Below are 17,381 nucleotides of genomic sequence, written 5' to 3'. Positions count from 1 at the left end.
ACAGAAATGTTCTCGAATTTTGATCGATTTCGGATAATTTATGAATAAATGTTGAAATTACTGGGAAAAATCGGAAATTTTTTCATGGATGGGCTTGATCAGAAAATTCTTACAGCCTTGCAAAAGGACAGCAGAGTCTCCATGGCGAAGCTTTCCGAGCAAATCGGGCTGTCACTTTCGGCCTGCCACCGCCGGGTCAAACTGCTGGAAGCGAACGGGTTCATTTCCGGATACACGGTGCGCCTGAACCGTGCGGCCCTTAACCTGGAGATCCAGGTGTTCATCGAGGTCAAACTGACCAGCCAGCGCAAGGACGACATCACCGCGTTCGAGGACGCGATAGATCGCATGCCGGAGGTTCTGGAGTGTCATCTGATTTCGGGAGAATTCGACTACCTGATCCGGCTGGTCACGAAGAATACGGCGGCCTATGAAAAGCTCTACCGGAACCGGCTGTCCCAGATCCCGTCGGTCTCGCAGATGAAAACCCTGCTCAGCCTGAGCACGGTCAAGGAGTTCCGGGGCCTTCATCTGGAACAATGAGGTTTTTGAACGGCCGGCAGGCACGGGTCCGCACGGCGCCCTGCCCGATGCCATTGTCCGGTGCCGCCGACCGGTCCCGCTTGCCCGGCGCTACTGGTCGTCGAACAGGAAATAGTCCGGCCAGAGGTGCCTGAAGGTCCCGATGTCGATCTGCAACTTGTTCAGATGGCTGTTCATGCGCGCAACCGCCGTATCCGCATCACCCTGCTCCATCGCATCGAGCACCGCCGCGTGTTCATCGGCGACCAGGTTCATCCTGCCCTCCTGCGGCAGGGTCAGCCGGCGGTACCGCTCCACCTGGAGCCGGATCTTCTCGATCATGGTCCAGATGCCCGGATAACCGCCCGCCGCCGCGATCCCGGCATGGAAGGCGTTGTCGGCTTCGTGGAAGGACTGGGCGTCACCGGCTTCTGCCAGGTCACGCTCCCGCTGGACGATGGCCCTCAATTCAGCCCGCCAGCTCTCGCTCGCCTTCACGGTCGCTTCGCGGACGCAGACCTCTTCCAGCGCCTTCCGGGCGACGATCGCCTCCCGCAGTTCCGTCATCGGTATTCTGGCCACGAAGGTTCCAGATTTGGGGAAGACGTCGACGAGACGCTCCTCGGCCAGGCGCAGGATCGCTTCGCGGACCGGAGTGCGGCTGAGGCCGTATCTGTCAGCGATGTCGTTCTCGGCCAGCGGGGTGCCGGGCGACAGGGTGAGGTTCATGATCTGATCGCGCAGATCCCGGTAGACGATTTCGGAATTGCGCCTAGCCTGCCCGGGAACTTTCGCCGCGGAGCTGCGCGGCGGAGAGTTCGGCGCCCTCGGCTTGCGCGTTTTCGCCCGCTGTGAAGGCGATTTTTTCGGTGGTGCGGCCATCTCGTCTCCGAAAACCGGGTCTGGCGCGAATTGAGGCACGGCATCGATCCGCCTCAAAATTTATAGGATTCACCCTGTTCCGGGCACTCCACTAACAGGCCGCCTGCTGCCTGGCTACTCGATTTGAGTTGCAATGCGACACTACGTCATATACGTAAATTATCTTGTATACTAGTTATACAAATTACGGCCACCCGAGTTGAGGAGCTCGTTCCCGGCCGATGGGAGGATTGACATGATTGGAAGAACGATGACGCGGGGCCTGATGGCCGCCGCCATGACGCTTGGCCTTGCCGGCCAGGCCTGGGCTGCCGACCTGAAATGGGCGCACGTCTACGAAGAAGGCTCCAGCTATCACAAATGGGCGCTGTGGGCCGCCGAGCAGATCAAGGACAAGACCGAAGGCCGTGTCGAAATCACGGTGTTTCCGGCCTCATCCCTCGGCAAGGAAGCAGAAATCAACGAAGGCCTGACCATCGGTTCGGTCGACATGATCTACACCGGTCCCAGTTTCGCCGAGCGCGATTTTGGCCCGATCGCCATTTCCGACTATCCCTTCATGCTGAAGGACTATGATCACTGGAAAGCCTACCGCGACAGCGACCTGTTCACGGAGCTGTCCGACGGTTACCGGGACGCCACCGGTCATACGGTGATGGGCATCACCTGGTACGGCTATCGGCATGTGACGTCGAAATTCCCGATCACCAAGCCCGACGACATGAAGGGCCTGAAGATCCGCGTTCCGGATTCGCCGCTCATGGTGCTGTTCCCGAACGCTGTCGGTGCCAACCCGACGCCCATCGCCTTCTCGGAAGTCTATCTGGCCCTGCAGCAGGGTGTCGTTGATGCGCAGGAAAACCCGCTGCCGACCATCAAGTTCAAGAAATTCTACGAGGTCCAGTCGAACATCAATCTGACCGGTCATATCGGCAACTCGCTGATTGTCGTGGTCTCCGAGAACGCCGTCGGCCAACTGGGAGACGACGCGGCGGTCGTCGATGCGGTCGTCAAGGACGCACTGGCGCAGAACGCGGACGAAATCTACCAGTCCGAGCAGGATCTGGCGCAATGGTTCGTAGACCAGGGCATTCAGGTGAATGAAGTCGACAAGGCTGCCTTTCAGGCTGCGGTCGCTCCGATCCTGACAGACGAATCCAAGGTGCCCTACACCCAGGAGCACTATGAACGGATACAGGCTCTCGCTCAATGAGCCAGGACACCGAAACGGCGGCCGGACCGAACGATCCCGCCGCCGTTGAAGACCGGAAAGGGCGCGCCGGTGGCGCGCCCGACCTGCTGCAGTTCGAAGACACGTCGACCGACCTCAGCGCCATCCGGTGGATCGATGCGCCCGGTATCCTGGTCTTCTGGATCCTGGCGGTGGTCGTGTTCCTGCAGTTCTTCACCCGCTATGTTCTGAACGACTCCCTGGCCTGGACCGAGGAGGTGGCACGCTATCTTCTGATCCTGGTCTGTTTTCTGGGATCGATCACGGCCACACGGCGCGGCGCGCACATCACGCTGGAATTCCTGATGCGCATCGTCCCGCCTGTCGCCGCAAAGGGGCTGACCCTCCTGTCGCAGACAATCACCCTGGGCTTTTTCGGGGCGATGACCTGGATCGGGATCGAGCTGACCCAGAAGACCCGCCAGAAAATGATCTCGCTGCCGATCCCGAAGGCCTGGATCTACACGATCTGCGTGATCTCGCTCGGCATCATGACGATTTACTCGGCCTTGTGGCTGTGGCGCCGGTTGCGCCAATCGCCGGAGGACATCGTCCGGTCAATGGACGACCACCTGACCACTGATTGAACGAAAGTAGTTTGCGCATGGCCATCGTCCTGATGATCCTGTTTCTCTTTGTGCTCATGATCATCGGCGTTCCGGTCGCCGCTGCCCTGGCACTGGCCTGCCTGGCCTTTGTGGTCTTTGAAGGCCTGCCGCCGATGATCGTGCTGGCCAACATGGTCAACGGCATCAATTCCTTTCCCCTGATTGCGGTTCCGTTCTTCATCCTGGCCGGCAACCTGATGAATTCCGCCGGCATCACCACCCGCATCTTCGCCTTCGCGCGCGCCGCGGTCGGCTGGATGCATGGCGGTCTCGGACACGTCAACGTGGGCGCCAGCGTCATTTTCGCCGGCATGTCCGGCGCGGCCGTGGCCGACGCCGGCGGGCTTGGCAACATCGAGATCAAGGCGATGCGCGATGCCGGCTACGACACGGATTTCGCGGTCGGTGTCACGGCGGCCTCGTCCACCATCGGGCCGATCATCCCCCCGTCCCTGCCGCTGGTGATCTACGGTGTGATCGCGGACGCGTCCATCGGCCAGCTGTTCATGGCCGGCATCGTGCCCGGTCTGATGATGGCGCTCGCGTTGATGGCGATGGTGTCCTGGTATTCACGCCGCCGAAACTATCCGCGCGACCTGGATTTCCGGCTCGGCCGCCTGGGGCGCACGTTTCTGGATGCGCTGCTGCCGCTGATGACACCGATGATCATCATCGGAGGCATCATGTTCGGCTTGTTCACACCGACCGAGGCGGCCATTGCCGCCGTCGCCTGGTGCATTTTTCTCGGCGTGGGGGTGTACCGGACGCTGAACTTCCGGAAAATCCTGAAGGTTTCCTTCGAAACCGTGGAAACGACCGCCGCGATCATGCTCATCGTTGCGGCCTCGACGATCTTCGCCTGGATCCTGACAGCCAACCAGACCGCCCGGCATTTTTCCGAGCTGATGGTCGCCTTCACCGACAACAAGATCGCCCTGCTCCTGATCATCACGCTGATCGTGCTGGTCATCGGCCTGTTCATGGAGACCATCGCCGCGATCACCATCCTGACGCCGGTGCTGCTGCCGGTGGCGGTCGGTCTCGGCATCGATCCGGTCCACTTCGGCATCATCATGATCCTAAACCTGATGATCGGCCTGCTGACACCGCCCGTCGGCATGGTGCTCTACGTGCTGTCCAAGGTTGCGCAAGTGCCCTTCGAGCGATGCGTGACGGCGACAGCCCCGTTCCTGGTGCCTCTGGTGGCGGTTCTGCTGCTGCTGACGTTCGTGCCGGCATTTTCCATGTGGCTGCCGAACCTGATCTACAGGTAAAGCTGCCGGCTCAGTCGAATTCGGACAGAAACGCTCCGACGACCTGCATGCAGGCCTTGCGTTCCTCCACATGCGGCATATGGCTGCTGTCCTCGAAGACAGTCCAGCGCACGTCGCGAATTTTGTCCGCGAAGGGCTGGACCACTTTCGGAGTTGCCTCATCATGGCGGCCCGAGAGCAGCAGGGTCGGCGCGTCGATATGATGCAGCCGGTCGATCACCGACCAGTCCTTCAACGTGCCGATGACGTGAAATTCCGTCGGCCCGTTCATGGCGTTGTAGACGGTTGAGTCGCCGTCCATGATTTCGAAGGTGCGTGCCACCTCCGCCGGCCAGGGCACCACCCGGCAGACATGACGTCCGTAAAACACCATCGATGCGGCCTTGTAGGCCTCGCTGGCGATCGTTCCCGCCTTTTCATGTGCCAGCAGTGTCTCCTGAACATCGTCCGGCAGATCCCGCCGCAGACGGTTGGCCTCCTCCACCCACAGACGCATGCTCGGCGGCGAGTTGGCGATGACCAGCGCTTTCAGGCCGTCCGGTTTGCGCACGGCGTGCTCACTGGACAGCATGCCTCCCCAGGATTGGCCCAGGAGCATGTAACCGCCGGCGATCCCGAGGTGATTGATCAGATTGTCCAGTTCGGCAAGAAACAGATCGACCGTCCAGAATTCGGCCTCCTTTTCCGGCAACCGCGTGGAATTGCCGTTGCCCAGCTGGTCGTAGTGGATGACCGGCCGCCCGTGTTCCGCAAGGTCCGCGAAAGCATCCACATAGTCGTGGGTGCAGCCAGGCCCGCCATGCACGACAATCAGCGGCGTCCGCCCGCTGCCGAGGTCTCCGGTGATGCGATACCAGGTCCTGTAGGCACCGAAGGGCGCGTAATTCTCGATCATCAGCATGCGCACTCTTGCAACCTCCTGTTAGCAGCCTCAACAGGTTAGTCGGTAGAGAAAGCGCCCGATAAGCTCTCAATTCTTATAGAAATGCGGTTGAAGGTCCGGCCCGGCTACCCATCCAGCAAGCGGTAGTGACTGGCGAGCATGACCGCGTGCAGCCGGTTGCGCGCACCGAGCTTCTTCGTCGCGGAATTGATGTGCAGGATGACGGTGGGCACGGAGCGGCCGATCTTGTAGGCGATCTCCTTGGCGGTCAGCCCCTCGGATGAATAAAGTAGGCATTCCCGTTCGCGCGGTGTCAGCCTGGTCTTGCCCGTTCGCCGCTCTTCCTCACTCAACAGCGGATAGGCGTGTTCGTGAAAGACCTGCCCAAGCAGGCCGAACACTGCCAGATGTTCGCGCGCTTCCTTGACGAACCGGCGCCCTGCCCCCTTCTGGATCGCCGTGAAGGTCGCCATGTCGCCACGGGTCCGATGCACAGGCACGGTGATGCCGCAGGTCAGGTCCGCATCGTGCAGGTACGACACCACCGGTTCGTGGTCCTGGCAGATGAAATTGGTGAGCTGGGTCTTGTCGCGCGTCTGCCGGTAGGACCAGATGAAAGGTGTCGTCGAGCGGATCGCCATGAGCTGGACCGGGTCCTTCTGGTAGTACCCGGCGTCGCACCAGAGCGAACGCATGTCGTCCGGGACGTTCCTCAGACTCAGGTGGGACGGGGTCATCAGGTCTCCCTCGAAGCTCCTGACCACGGGTGTGTAGTCATAGACCAGCGACGTGAAGCCGATGGCGCTGAGAGACACCATCGCGGCTTCCACCTTGTCGTCCAGAGTTGCCGCCTTGCACAGCGTCTGATCAAGAACATCCAGCGTTTCCAGCATTCCGGAAAACCACCTATCTGCGAAAAGAGGAGCCGGGGTCCGGCCTTGGGACAAGTCAGCCGACGGCTTTTTGAATTGCCCCATTCTTACTCATGAGCACATATTAGTCATTTCCGAGCAATCGGCAACGGGTCCGTCATTCTATAACAATTGATAGCTAGCGGCCTCCGGGCTCCGCTCCTAGCCTTTCGACAGATCCGAAAATGCAACGAACAGGCAGGAACTGCTGATATGTGGCGCGAGCTTGAGCCCGACCAGACCCGGGACGTCACCGTGGACGGCTATACGGTCAAGACCTACAGTTTCGGCGCGGGCGACGAGGTCGTCCTGTGCCTGAACGGTGGCCCGGGCCTGCCCTGCGACTACCTGCGCGAGGCGCATTCCTGCCTGGCCGCGGAAGGCTACAGGGTCGTCGCCTTCGATCAGCTCGGCACCGGGCGCTCCGACCGTCCGGACGACGTCTCCCTGTGGAACATCTCTCGCTATGTGGAAGAAGTGGAGACCGTGCGCCAGGCGCTTGGCCTCGGCAAGGTGCATCTTCTGGGACATTCCTGGGGCGGCTGGCTGGGGATCGATTATGCGCTGACCTACCCGGAAGCGCTGAAAACGCTGATCCTGGAAGACACCGTCGCCGACATGCCGCATCTTGCCGACGAACTGAACCGCCTGCGCTGTGCCCTCGGCTCGGAGACCGTGGCGATGATGCAGCGTCACGAAGCGCAGGGAACGATGGACCATCCGGAATATCAGGCCGCGATCACCCTGCTGAATTACCGTCACGTATGCCGCCTGAGCACATGGCCCGCGCCGATAAACCGGTCGCTGGACGACTGGAACAAGGCCCCTTACGAAACCATGCAGGGGCCGAACGAGTTTCTCTATGTCGGCAATCTGAAGGACTGGAACCGTGTCCCGGACCTGCCGCGCATCCAGGTCCCCGCGCTGATCACCACCGGCCAGCACGACGAACTGACACCCGCCTGCGCGATGAAGATGAAACTCGCGTTGAAGAATGCGGAACTGCATGTGTTTCCCAACAGCAGCCACATGCCGTTTTACGAGGAACCGGATGCCTATTACCCCGTGCTTCTTGACTTCCTGAAGCGAAACAGAGCCTGAGGCCGCCGTTGAACCGATATCGCTTCGTCCTTTTCCGCCCGCTTCAACTGCTGCCCGTCCTCGTGGGCATCAGCATCATCACCTTCGTTCTCATCCGCTCCATACCGGGCGATCCCGTCCGCGTGCTGTTGGGACCACGCAGCACCGCCAGCGCGATCGAGCGCATCCGCGAACAGTTCGGCCTCAACGAACCGCTCTGGATGCAATATCTCTATTTCGTCAAGAACCTCTTCCGCGGGGAGATGGGCAAGTCGATCCTCTACAAGGTCGACGTCCTGAAACTGATCGCGACCCGGATCGAGCCGACGGCCGTTCTGGTCACCGGCGCCGTCTGCCTCGCGCTCCTGATCGCCGTCCCGCTGGCGGCCATCGCAGCCCGCAAGCGCGGCTCCCTCGCCGATCACCTGATCCGCCTTGTCAGCACCGCCGGACTGGGATTCCCCGCCTTCTGGCTGGGCATCATGCTGATCATCGTGTTCTCGGTGCAGCTCGACCTGTTTCCGGTGAGCGGTTACGGCCGCACCTTCCTGGACAAGGTTCACCATATGGTGCTGCCCTGCCTGACGGCGGCCCTGGCCCTGTCCGCGGTTCTCACGCGGAACCTGCGCGCAAGTCTCCTGGCCGAGCTCAATTCCGACCAGGCAACGGCGGCCCGCGCCCGTGGCCTCCCGGAAGGACAGGTGTTCTGGCGGCACGTCATGCCGAATTCGCTGGTGCCGACCATCAACCTGCTGGCCATCAATATCGGCTGGCTGATCAGCGGAACGGTGGTTCTGGAAAGCGTTTTCGCCATTCCCGGCATGGGGCAGTTACTGGTCCGCGGCATCTTCACCCGCGACTACATGGTCGTGCAGGGCGTCGCCATGTGTTTCGCGCTGGCCACCGTTCTGGTCAATTTCCTGGCGGACATCCTGACGGTCGCCGCGGATCCGAGGGTCAAGCTATGAGCCTCGTGCGAACGGAAACGGCGCGCACCGGCTTCCGCCTGAGGTTCGGAGGCGGTCCGCTGCCGCTTTATCTCGGCGGCACGATCCTGCTGATCTGGTTCGCTCTGGCTGTTCTTGCGCCCGTCATTGCGCCCTACGACCCGATCTTTCAGGATGTTGCTGCCCGCCTGCAGCCGCCGAGCCCCGCCCACTGGTTCGGCACCGACAATTTCGGCCGGGACATCCTTTCGCGCATCGTCTGGGGTGCGCGGATCGATCTGCAGATCGCCCTGTTCGGCGTTGTCTTCCCGTTTGTGATCGGAACGACGCTCGGCAGTTGCGCCGGTTATTTCGGCGGCTGGATCGATACGGTCCTGATGCGCATCATCGACGTGGTGCTGGCCTTTCCGTTCCTGGTCCTGATGATGGCGATCATCGTCATACTAAAACCGGGCCTGTCCAGCTTCTATGTCGCCATGGCCCTGGTTGGCTGGGTCTCCTATGCCCGTCTCGTGCGGGCACAGATCCTGGTGATCAAGTCTTCCGATTTTGTCCTGGCCGCCACCAGCCTCGGCTACGGCCACTCCAGGATCATTTTCCGCCATCTGCTGCCGAATGCGATCCTCGGATCTGTGGTCTTTTCCATGTCGGACGCGGTTCTGGTCCTGCTCAACGGAGCGGCGATCAGTTATCTCGGTCTCGGGGTGCAGCCGCCCACGGCCGAATGGGGCATCATGATCGCGGAAGGTCAGAGTTTCATTACTTCTGCCTGGTGGATCACCACATTTCCCGGCGTGGCCATCGTGACGCTGGCCATGGGGTTCAGTCTGCTTGCCGACGGTTTGGGCGAACTGCTGGGGGTGCGCGAATGAGCGAGACCGTTCTCAGCGTGCGCGACCTGTCAGTGGTCACCAGCGGCGACGGATCGCCGGAAACAATCCTGGACCGGGTCGCCTTCGACCTGCGGCGCGGAGAAATTCTCGGGCTGGTCGGGGAAAGCGGCTCGGGCAAGAGCATGACCGCACGGGCTCTGATCCAATTGCTGCCGGGCAGCCGTCTGGCGATATCCGGCGGCAGCGCACTCCTCAAGGGCGAGGATATCCTGTCGCTCGACGAGCGCGCCATGGGCGCCGTGCGCGGCGGATCGATCGGCATGATCTTCCAGAACCCGTCCAGCCATCTCGACCCGGTCATGTCCATCGGCAAGCAGATCGCAGAGAGCATCCGCTTCCACAAGGCGGTGACCGGGAGGACGGCCCGCGATCATGCCGTGGAAATCCTGAGGCAGGTCGGCATTCCCGATCCGGAACGGCGTTACGATGCCTATCCGCACGAATTTTCCGGCGGCATGCGTCAGCGCGCGATGATCGCCATCGCGCTGGCCTGCGACCCGGACATTCTCATCGCCGACGAACCGACAACGGCCCTTGACGTGACGGTTCAGGCGCAGATCCTGAAACTCCTCACCGACCTGCGCGACGCGCGCGGGGTCTCCATCATCTTCATCACCCATGACCTGGGTATCGTCTCGCAGATCTGCGACAGGGTCGCGGTGATGTATGGCGGACGGATCGTGGAACTCGGCGGCAAGCGCGAGGTGATCGGCAACGGCCGGCATCCCTACACCGCCGGACTGGTCGCCTGCCAGCCGGCCGAGGGACAGCCGGGTGAACGGGTCCGCACCATCGCCGGCCAGCCGCCGCGTGTCGGACACATGCCGCCGGGCTGCCGGTTTCATCCCCGCTGTCCGCGCGCCGACGGGACCTGTTCGGCGGTCGGTCCGGAACTTGTGTCCGCGGAGCCCGGTCATTCTGTCGCCTGCCACCACCCGATCGGGCCTGAATTGGTGGAGGCAGCGCCATGAGTGCCAAACCCGTCCCATTGCTGGAAGCGACCGGGCTGAACGTGCATTTCGGCGGCAAGGGGTTGATCCCGGCGCTGCGCACACCGCCTCTTCGGGCCGTCAACGACGTGTCGCTTTCGGTCATGCCCGGCGAAACCCTTGGCCTTGTCGGCGAATCCGGGAGCGGAAAGAGCACCCTCGGGCGTGCCATCCTTCGGCTTGGTGAACTGACATCGGGCGAAATCAATTTCGACGGTGTCGATATCGCGCGGGCCACGCTTGGCGACCTGAGCCAGTTACGACGACAGAGCGCGATGATCTTTCAGGATCCCTACGGCGCGCTCAATCCGCGCATGCGTGTCGGCGACGCGATCGCGGAAGTGCTGCGTGTCCACCGGAAAGTTCCCCCCGAATGGGTTGCCGACAGGGTCGCGAAGCTTCTCAATCTGGTCGGCCTCGATGCGGGCTATGCCCGCTCTCGGCCACTGGACCTGTCCGGCGGCCAGTGCCAGCGGGTCGGCATCGCGCGGGCTCTTGCGGTCGAACCGAAGCTGATCGTAGCGGACGAATGCGTCGCCGCGCTCGACGTCTCGATCCAGGGACAGATCATCAATCTGTTGATGGATCTGCGCGAGCAGATCGGCATGGCGATCATCTTCATTGCCCATGACCTTGCCATCGTGCGCCGTCTCTGCGACCGGGTCGCTGTCATGTATCTGGGCAGGATCGTCGAGACCGGACCGACCGAACAGGTGTTCACGACTCCCCGGCATCCCTATACGGCTTCACTGCTGAGTGCCATTCCAGACATCGACCCGGATCGCGGCCTGCCCGAAAACCCGCTGGCCGGCGAACCTCCCAGTCCCATCGCGCTTCCCTCCGGATGCGCCTTCCATCCCCGGTGCCCGAAAGCCCTTCCAGTATGCAGCACCGGCGAGCCGCCCCAGCTGGGCCCAGATGGGCCCCACAGGGCCGCATGCATTCTCCCTCCCGGGGAGATCAGAAGCTGAACCGACCATAAAAAGGGGAACAGGACAGATGAAAAAACGTCAACTCATACGCCTAGCGGCGGCAACCGCCCTCTCGGCGCTCTCACTCGGTACAAGCATCGCGGAAGCAGCAGGTGTGCTGACCATCGGACGGCGGGAGGATTCCTCCACCTTCGACCCGATCATGACTGCCCAGAACATCGATTTCTGGGTCTTCGCCAATGTCTATGACGTTCTGGTACGCGTCGACAAGACAGGGACAAAGCTGGAACCGGGTCTCGCCGAAAGCTGGACGGTCTCCGACGACGGCCTCACCTACACCTTCACCATGCGCGACGCGAAATTTTCGGACGGATCGCCGATCACCGCAGAGGATGCCGCCTTCAGTCTGACACGCATCCGCGACGACGAAGGGTCGCTGTGGAGCGATTCCTACAAGGTCATCTCGAACATGGAGACACCTGACCCAAAGACACTTGTCCTCACGTTGTCGGAGGCCTCCGCTCCCTTCCTTTCGTCCCTGGCGATGCCCGGCGCGTCGATCATCTCGAAGGCGGGCATGGAAAGCATGGGGCCTGAAGCCTATGCGGAAAAACCTGTCGCCTCGGGTGCGTTCGTGGTCGACGACTGGTTGCGCGGCGACCGGGTCATTCTCGCCAGGAACCCCGAATTCTGGGAAGCAGACCGGGTGTCGCTCGACGGGGTGGAATGGATTTCCATTCCCGACGACAATACCCGCATGCTGAAGATCGAGGCCGGTGAGCTGGATGCCGCCATCTTCGTGCCCTTCTCCCGTATCGAGCAACTCAAACAGAACCCGGATCTGAAGGTTGAACTGGATCCATCCACCCGTGAGGATCATCTTCTGATCAACCACGAGAGCCCCGAGCTGGCGAAGAAGGAAGTCCGGCAGGCTCTTGATTTCGCCATCGACAAGAAGGCGGTCGTGGACGCGGTCACTTTCGGCATCGGCGAGATCGCCTATTCCTTTATCCCGAAGGGCGCCCTCTACCATTATGCGGACAATCTCAAGCGGCCCTACGATCCTGAAAAAGCCAAGCAGATGCTGGCCGATGCAGGCGCTGAAGGACTCACGCTCGATTACCTGGTGAATGCCGGCGACGAGGTCGACGAGCAGATCGCCATCCTGCTGCAGCAACAGCTCGCCCAAGCCGGGATCACCGTCAACCTGATCAAGATGGACCCGAGCCAGACCTGGGACATGCTGGTCGCCGGTGACTACGACCTGTCGGTCATGTACTGGACGAACGACATTCTCGACCCGGACCAGAAGACGACCTTCGTCCTCGGCCATGACACCAACATGAACTACATGACCCGTTACAGCAACGACACGGTCAAGCAGCTCGTGGCCGATGCTCGCGTGGAAATGGATTCGGCCAAACGCGAGGACATGTATGTCGAACTTCAGAAAATCGCCAAGGACGACGTGAACTGGATCGATCTCTACTACAGCCCGTACCGCAACGTCTCACGGTCCAATATCGACGGCTTCTACCAGAACCCGCTCGGGCGGTTCTTCCTTGAAGACACCGTGAAGAACTAGACCGGGTCGTGTTCCACTGACCACAGGATGGCCCGGGTGGGACCCGGGCCGACCGACAGGAACGCGCTCTGGCCGCATGCGCGCACAACTTCGGTATGTGCCGGACTTCCCGACTTCCTTAGAAAGGCAAAACGCCATAGGGTGGCGCTAGCCCCACGCGCAAGCCAAGGAAATCTGGTATGGCTGGCAGGATTGCTTTCTCTATTGCGGCGCTTGCCGCCGTGATGCTGCCGTTGGCCGGCGCGCACGCCCAGCAGACCGCCGCCCCGCTCCAGCCTGGCCCGGACGAAGGGCTTTTCCTGATCGTGACGGACATCCACTTCGATCCGTTCACCGAGCCGTCTCTGGTGCCGAAGCTCGACCGGAGCCCGGTTTCCGACTGGTCGGCGATCTTCAAGACCGGCACCGGCGGAAACCCCCGGGGTTACAATCACGATGCCGGCTATTTCCTGACGCGGTCGGCTCTGGAAGCTGCCGCGGCGCAGAACATGACATACGACTATGTGCTCTACACCGGAGACTACCTGAGCCACGATTTCAATTCCAAGTATCAGGCCCTTGCCGGGCCGTCGCCTCAGGGTCATGCCTCCTTCGCCATCAAGACCGCGCGGTATGTGTCCCACCTCTTGAGCGAAACCTTCGCCGGCAGTCCCATCCTCGGTGTGATGGGCAATACCGATTCCGCCTGTGGCGACTACGAGATCGCGCCGGACAGCGCCTTTACAGCCGGTCTCAAGGATCAATGGGCTGCGCTGAGCCGGCAGCCGGACCGGTTCGACCGGTTCAGAACAGGCGGCTACTACAAGGTCGCCCATCCCACCCTCGCGGATCAGGATATCATCGCCCTCAACAATATCTTCTGGACGCCGCGCTACTCCGACAGGTGCAATTCCGGAGGCGGCGATCCGGGCGGCGCGATGATGACCTGGCTGAAAAAGCAGCTTGAGCAGACCCGGCAGGAAGGACGAAAGGCCCAGATCCTGCTGCATGTCCCGCCGGGTTTCAATGCCTACAGCACGGTCCGAGGCTCGGGCCCCTGCGACAGCCGGCTGAGCCCTTTCTGGCATGAACGCTATTCGAAAGGCTTTCTGGATCTCATGCGCGAATACTCCGGCATCGTCGACTACACGTTTTCCGGCCATACCCACATGGACAGTTTCGCGATCATCAACGACACGGACGGCACGCCGCTGATCGCCAGCCAGATCACGCCGGCGGTCAGCCCGATCTTCGGCAACAATCCGGCGTTCGCCGTTTTCCTCTACAACCGCACAAGCGGGGATCTGCTGGATTCGGCGACATTCTATCTGTCGAACCTTGCCGCCGCCGCACAGGGCGCCCCGCCCGACTGGCAGCTCGAATATGTCTACCGCAGCACCTATTCCCTCCAGGACCTCTCCCCCGCAAGCCGCTCGGCGCTGGCAAGCCGGATCAAGAGCGACACGTTGCCGAGGCAGCAGTTCACCGAGCTCTACGCGGTGAAGGCACCGGACAATCCGATCGACTCGTCGAACTGGCAGGCCTATGCCTGCGCCCAGAGCGCCGTCAGTGAAGACGCCTATGAGGCCTGTTACTGCAAGGCGAATTGAGTGTGGCCCGATATCCAGATGCAAGAAACCGCCGCTCAGGACGGCAAGACCAGAGCATTGGACATCGCCATCATTGGCGCGGGCGAACGTGGCATTTGTTATGCTGGCACCCGGATGGCCGGTACGCTGTGCGAAATGTGACCGACCCGGGACTTGCCGATGCCCCCCTCTCCGAACCGATGGGAAGTCCGGTTCTGAAGATCGTCGGCTAAGGCCGATACCGAGCGGATCGGGGCTCACACGGGACGGGTGCCCGCTGAATGCCCACCTGACCCGGTGCAGACGCTTCTCGTGATGAGCTCCACCACCGCGGAAAAGAGCATGTGGCCTCCTGCAATGGACCAGTCCGGCTCCACGAATTCAGCTTCGTTGTGGCTGAGACCGTCGCGGCACGGCACGAATATCATTGCCGAGGGGGCAACACGGTTCACGAAGAGGGCGTCATGGAAGGCCCCGGAGAGTAGTTCCTTCGATTGAAGTCCTGCCTTTTGCGCGGCGGTGGAGAGGGCGTCCAGCATATCGGTTGCAAAAGTCGCCGGCGCCATGTTGAAGGTCTCGCGCAGCTCGACTGTGCAACCATTTTTCTCTGCGTGGCTGTTCAGAGTCTTTCCGATGCGCTTCACAAGACTGTCCAGAAGACCGGTTTCCACATGGCGCACATCGACGGTGCAGCACGCAATCTCCGGAATGGCGTTTACCGCGCCGGGTGAAAGTGTCACCTGTCCGACTGTGAACCGGGCTCTCTCGTCTTGGGGCATCACCGTTCCGAAGAGGTCGGCGAGAGCTTCGCTCAGGGCACGCATGGGATCGCGCCGATAGTCAAGCGCCGTGGTGCCTGCATGAGCGGCCTGGCCAGTGACCTTGACTTCAAGCCATCGCGTGCCCTGGATGCCCGTGACGATCCCGATGGGAATGCCTTCCTTTTCAAGCGACGGCCCTTGCTCGATATGGACTTCGAGATAGGCGGCTATGGGAAATCCAAGAGGACGCATGACCGCTTCCGGCAGAGCTTCCAGCGTGGCTGCGAGTTCCTCTTTCAAAGACGAACCGTCCGTGGAGACAATCGTGGCCCAACTCGCGGGAATAGCGCCTGCAGCAAAGGCGGAAGAGCCCATGCATCCTGGCGCGAAACGGCATCCTTCCTCATTCATCCAGGCAATGACCTCGACCGGACATTCGGTTTCAATGCCCTTGTCTTCCAGGCTTTCCAGCACCTCGTAGGCGGCAAGAGTACCCAGAGCGCCGTCGAACCGGCCACCGGTCGGCTGGCTGTCCAGATGGCTTCCGATCAGAAGCGGAGGCAGCTCCGCATTACGTCCTTCACGTCGTACGAACAGATTGGCCGCAGCATCTTGAAACACGGAAAACCCGCGCGCCAGGGCAAGGTCCGTCAGACGTTGGCGCGCATGGCGGTCGAGCTCGGTCAGCGCCTGGCGGTTGACGCCACCTTTCGCGGTTGCCCCGATCCGCGCGAACTCTTCCAGCCGCAGGAGAAGACGATTGCCGTTTATCGTGTGACGAGTGCTCATTTGACGATCTCTTCAAGATAGGGCGCATCATGGAAGGCGATTTCCAGCGTCTGGACACGGCCAAATATCATGCTGAGACGAGACCGGTCCTCGTGACCGAGGGTCTTGCCCGCCGAGTCCAGGATATCTTTCAACCAGCGGGCCTGGGCTTCAAAGCCCGGCTCCACATGCATCTCGATCCATTCCCTCAACAGCGGATCGGTGAGCGTGCAATCCACCGCCGCCCTGGACCAGGTCCAGTACATCCACTCGGCCGCGAACATTGCTGCGACTATGTCCAGGAACCCGCCCTTCCGGGCGATGTCCAGCATGCCGTCTCGAAAAGCGGCAACTTCCGGGCGGGCGGTGTCATGGATAGCCGGATCGATGCCGCGTTCCGCGAATGCTCTCCCGAAAAAAGCGATCTGCTGATTGGCCAGCGCATCCAAAATGGCGATCAGCTTTCGCTTCTGATACATCGTCACGGCTTTCGCCGTGGCATAGGCGAAGATGGAAATCGCGGTATCGACAAAGGCGCCTTCGTAAACGAGGTAACGGTCGAAAGTGACACGGTCCAGGCGGTCAGCCTTGATGTCCTTTACGAAACGATGGTTCACCATCGCCTCGAAGACCGTTCGGTTCTCGCGCAGGATCTGTTCCGAAAGAGGTTCCGCCACTGTGCTCATGGCTGCAGCGCCGGGGCCGCAGCCTCCATGAAGGTTTTTACCCGGACCGGATCGACCGGGTTCCACCAGACGCCTCCCTCCTTCAGCGATGACGCGACAATCACACCGTCGGTCCGCTCCAGGATGGAGGCAACATTCTCAGGAGTAACGCCGGAACCGACAACCACCGGCAGACTGGTGGCAGTGCCGACCTGGTCGATTTCTTCCAGAGTGGCCGAGTTTCCGGTGCGTTGACCCGTGGCGATCACAACATCCGCATCGAAGAAGGCGAGATCTCGGGTCAGTTCCTCGACTGTCCGATCGGCAGTGATCGCGTGAGCGCCATGCTTCACGTGGCTGTCGGCGAAGACCTTGATATGCTCGGAGCGCAACAGGGAGCGGTAGCGCAACGCCTCCGCCGCACGGCCTTCCATGAGGCCTTCGTTGGCCACATAGGCGTTTGCCCATTGGTTGACCCGGATGAAACCGGCGCCTCCGGCCGCTGCAACCGCGAACGCCGGCAGCGGTGCGTTGGCGAGGACATTGATGCCGAGTGGCATGCCTGTGGCGCGCGCGATGCGGTCCGTCACAACGGACATGAAAGCTGCGGTTTCATGACCGATGTCCTCGGGCTTCGAAAAGGGTACATCGCCGTGATTTTCAATTATCAGTCCGTGCAGACCGCCCTTGATCAGAGCATCCGCATCGCGCATACAGGCATCGTAGATACCGTCCATTGCAGCGCCTGAATAGCGTGGAGCACCGGGAAAGGGTGGACAATGCACCATTCCGATCAATGCCTTGTCTGTACCGAATATTTCCCGTATTGCGCTGGATGACTTGTTTGAAACGTCCTGCATTTTCTTTCCTTTTGAGCGAAAG

General features: G+C 61.2%; 18 protein-coding genes. 12 read left to right on the top strand and 6 right to left on the bottom strand.

What is annotated here, in order from left to right; genetic code table 11:
- Nucleotides 1-48 precede the first annotated feature (48 nt).
- Entirely contained in the window at nucleotides 49-543 is a 495-nt protein-coding gene (locus tag WNZ15_RS15930; protein ID WP_342893984.1) for an Lrp/AsnC family transcriptional regulator, read from the top strand.
- Between the two features lie 90 nt (nucleotides 544-633).
- Here the strand turns inward: WNZ15_RS15930 and WNZ15_RS15925 are convergent, their stop codons facing one another.
- The gene (locus WNZ15_RS15925) at nucleotides 634-1,404 is read right to left on the bottom strand and encodes a GntR family transcriptional regulator (protein ID WP_342893983.1); all 771 of its coding nucleotides are present in this window, start codon (nucleotides 1,402-1,404) and stop codon (nucleotides 634-636) included.
- 235 nt (nucleotides 1,405-1,639) lie between these two features.
- On the opposite strand from WNZ15_RS15925, the gene WNZ15_RS15920 reads away from it, so the two are divergent.
- The 3 genes from WNZ15_RS15920 to WNZ15_RS15910 are packed head-to-tail and all read left to right on the top strand — an operon-like array spanning nucleotide 1,640 to nucleotide 4,517.
- Nucleotides 1,640-2,617 (top strand): sialic acid TRAP transporter substrate-binding protein SiaP, encoded by a 978-nt coding sequence (locus WNZ15_RS15920; RefSeq protein WP_342893982.1) that lies wholly within the window; start codon nucleotides 1,640-1,642, stop codon nucleotides 2,615-2,617.
- The gene (locus WNZ15_RS15915) at nucleotides 2,614-3,222 is read left to right on the top strand and encodes a TRAP transporter small permease (protein ID WP_342893981.1); all 609 of its coding nucleotides are present in this window, start codon (nucleotides 2,614-2,616) and stop codon (nucleotides 3,220-3,222) included. The genes WNZ15_RS15920 and WNZ15_RS15915 overlap by 4 nt, the downstream gene beginning before the upstream one ends.
- The gene (locus tag WNZ15_RS15910; protein ID WP_342893980.1) at nucleotides 3,219-4,517 is read left to right on the top strand and encodes a TRAP transporter large permease; all 1,299 of its coding nucleotides are present in this window, start codon (nucleotides 3,219-3,221) and stop codon (nucleotides 4,515-4,517) included. The genes WNZ15_RS15915 and WNZ15_RS15910 overlap by 4 nt, the downstream gene beginning before the upstream one ends.
- Before the next feature lie 10 nt (nucleotides 4,518-4,527).
- On the opposite strand, the gene WNZ15_RS15905 is transcribed toward WNZ15_RS15910, so the two are convergent.
- The gene (locus tag WNZ15_RS15905; protein ID WP_342894363.1) at nucleotides 4,528-5,418 is read right to left on the bottom strand and encodes a proline iminopeptidase-family hydrolase; all 891 of its coding nucleotides are present in this window, start codon (nucleotides 5,416-5,418) and stop codon (nucleotides 4,528-4,530) included.
- Nucleotides 5,419-5,525: 107 nt separating this feature from the next.
- Complete coding sequence (locus WNZ15_RS15900) at nucleotides 5,526-6,293, bottom strand: LuxR family transcriptional regulator (RefSeq protein ID WP_342893979.1); 768 nt, start codon at nucleotides 6,291-6,293, stop codon at nucleotides 5,526-5,528.
- Between the two features lie 231 nt (nucleotides 6,294-6,524).
- On the opposite strand from WNZ15_RS15900, the gene WNZ15_RS15895 reads away from it, so the two are divergent.
- The 8 genes from WNZ15_RS15895 to WNZ15_RS15860 all read left to right on the top strand — a co-directional run bounded on the left by WNZ15_RS15895 (nucleotide 6,525) and on the right by WNZ15_RS15860 (nucleotide 14,467).
- Complete coding sequence (locus tag WNZ15_RS15895; RefSeq protein WP_342893978.1) at nucleotides 6,525-7,412, top strand: proline iminopeptidase-family hydrolase; 888 nt, start codon at nucleotides 6,525-6,527, stop codon at nucleotides 7,410-7,412.
- Nucleotides 7,413-7,420: 8 nt separating this feature from the next.
- Nucleotides 7,421-8,359: an ABC transporter permease gene (locus WNZ15_RS15890; RefSeq protein ID WP_342893977.1), complete on the top strand. Its 939-nt coding sequence runs from the start codon at nucleotides 7,421-7,423 to the stop codon at nucleotides 8,357-8,359.
- On the top strand, nucleotides 8,356-9,210 hold the full coding sequence (locus WNZ15_RS15885; RefSeq protein ID WP_342893976.1) for an ABC transporter permease: 855 nt from the start codon (nucleotides 8,356-8,358) through the stop codon (nucleotides 9,208-9,210). Before WNZ15_RS15890 ends, WNZ15_RS15885 begins: the two co-directional genes overlap by 4 nt.
- Nucleotides 9,207-10,202 (top strand): ABC transporter ATP-binding protein, encoded by a 996-nt coding sequence (locus WNZ15_RS15880; protein WP_342893975.1) that lies wholly within the window; start codon nucleotides 9,207-9,209, stop codon nucleotides 10,200-10,202. Before WNZ15_RS15885 ends, WNZ15_RS15880 begins: the two co-directional genes overlap by 4 nt.
- The gene (locus tag WNZ15_RS15875; protein WP_342893974.1) at nucleotides 10,199-11,191 is read left to right on the top strand and encodes an ABC transporter ATP-binding protein; all 993 of its coding nucleotides are present in this window, start codon (nucleotides 10,199-10,201) and stop codon (nucleotides 11,189-11,191) included. Before WNZ15_RS15880 ends, WNZ15_RS15875 begins: the two co-directional genes overlap by 4 nt.
- Nucleotides 11,192-11,219: 28 nt before the next feature.
- Nucleotides 11,220-12,737 (top strand): ABC transporter substrate-binding protein, encoded by a 1,518-nt coding sequence (locus WNZ15_RS15870; protein WP_342893973.1) that lies wholly within the window; start codon nucleotides 11,220-11,222, stop codon nucleotides 12,735-12,737.
- 179 nt (nucleotides 12,738-12,916) lie between these two features.
- Nucleotides 12,917-14,326 (top strand): metallophosphoesterase, encoded by a 1,410-nt coding sequence (locus WNZ15_RS15865; protein ID WP_342893972.1) that lies wholly within the window; start codon nucleotides 12,917-12,919, stop codon nucleotides 14,324-14,326.
- Nucleotides 14,327-14,467, top strand: a complete 141-nt coding sequence (locus tag WNZ15_RS15860) for a hypothetical protein (RefSeq protein WP_342893971.1) — start codon at nucleotides 14,327-14,329, stop codon at nucleotides 14,465-14,467.
- A gap of 95 nt (nucleotides 14,468-14,562) precedes the next feature.
- On the opposite strand, the gene WNZ15_RS15855 is transcribed toward WNZ15_RS15860, so the two are convergent.
- From WNZ15_RS15855 to WNZ15_RS15845, 3 genes are read right to left on the bottom strand one after another with little or no spacing between them, the layout of a single operon-like run.
- A complete protein-coding gene (locus WNZ15_RS15855) occupies nucleotides 14,563-15,855 on the bottom strand; it encodes a Zn-dependent hydrolase (protein ID WP_342893970.1) in 1,293 nt (430 codons plus the stop codon).
- Nucleotides 15,852-16,520, bottom strand: a complete 669-nt coding sequence (locus WNZ15_RS15850; RefSeq protein ID WP_342893969.1) for a TenA family protein — start codon at nucleotides 16,518-16,520, stop codon at nucleotides 15,852-15,854. Before WNZ15_RS15850 ends, WNZ15_RS15855 begins: the two co-directional genes overlap by 4 nt.
- The gene (locus WNZ15_RS15845; protein WP_342893968.1) at nucleotides 16,517-17,359 is read right to left on the bottom strand and encodes a BtpA/SgcQ family protein; all 843 of its coding nucleotides are present in this window, start codon (nucleotides 17,357-17,359) and stop codon (nucleotides 16,517-16,519) included. Before WNZ15_RS15845 ends, WNZ15_RS15850 begins: the two co-directional genes overlap by 4 nt.
- Nucleotides 17,360-17,381: the final 22 nt, after the last annotated feature.

It is taken from the genome of Roseibium sp. AS2 (genome assembly GCF_038900065.1).
Classification (GTDB): domain Bacteria; phylum Pseudomonadota; class Alphaproteobacteria; order Rhizobiales; family Stappiaceae; genus Roseibium.
This window is presented reverse-complemented; position numbering and strand designations above follow the sequence as displayed.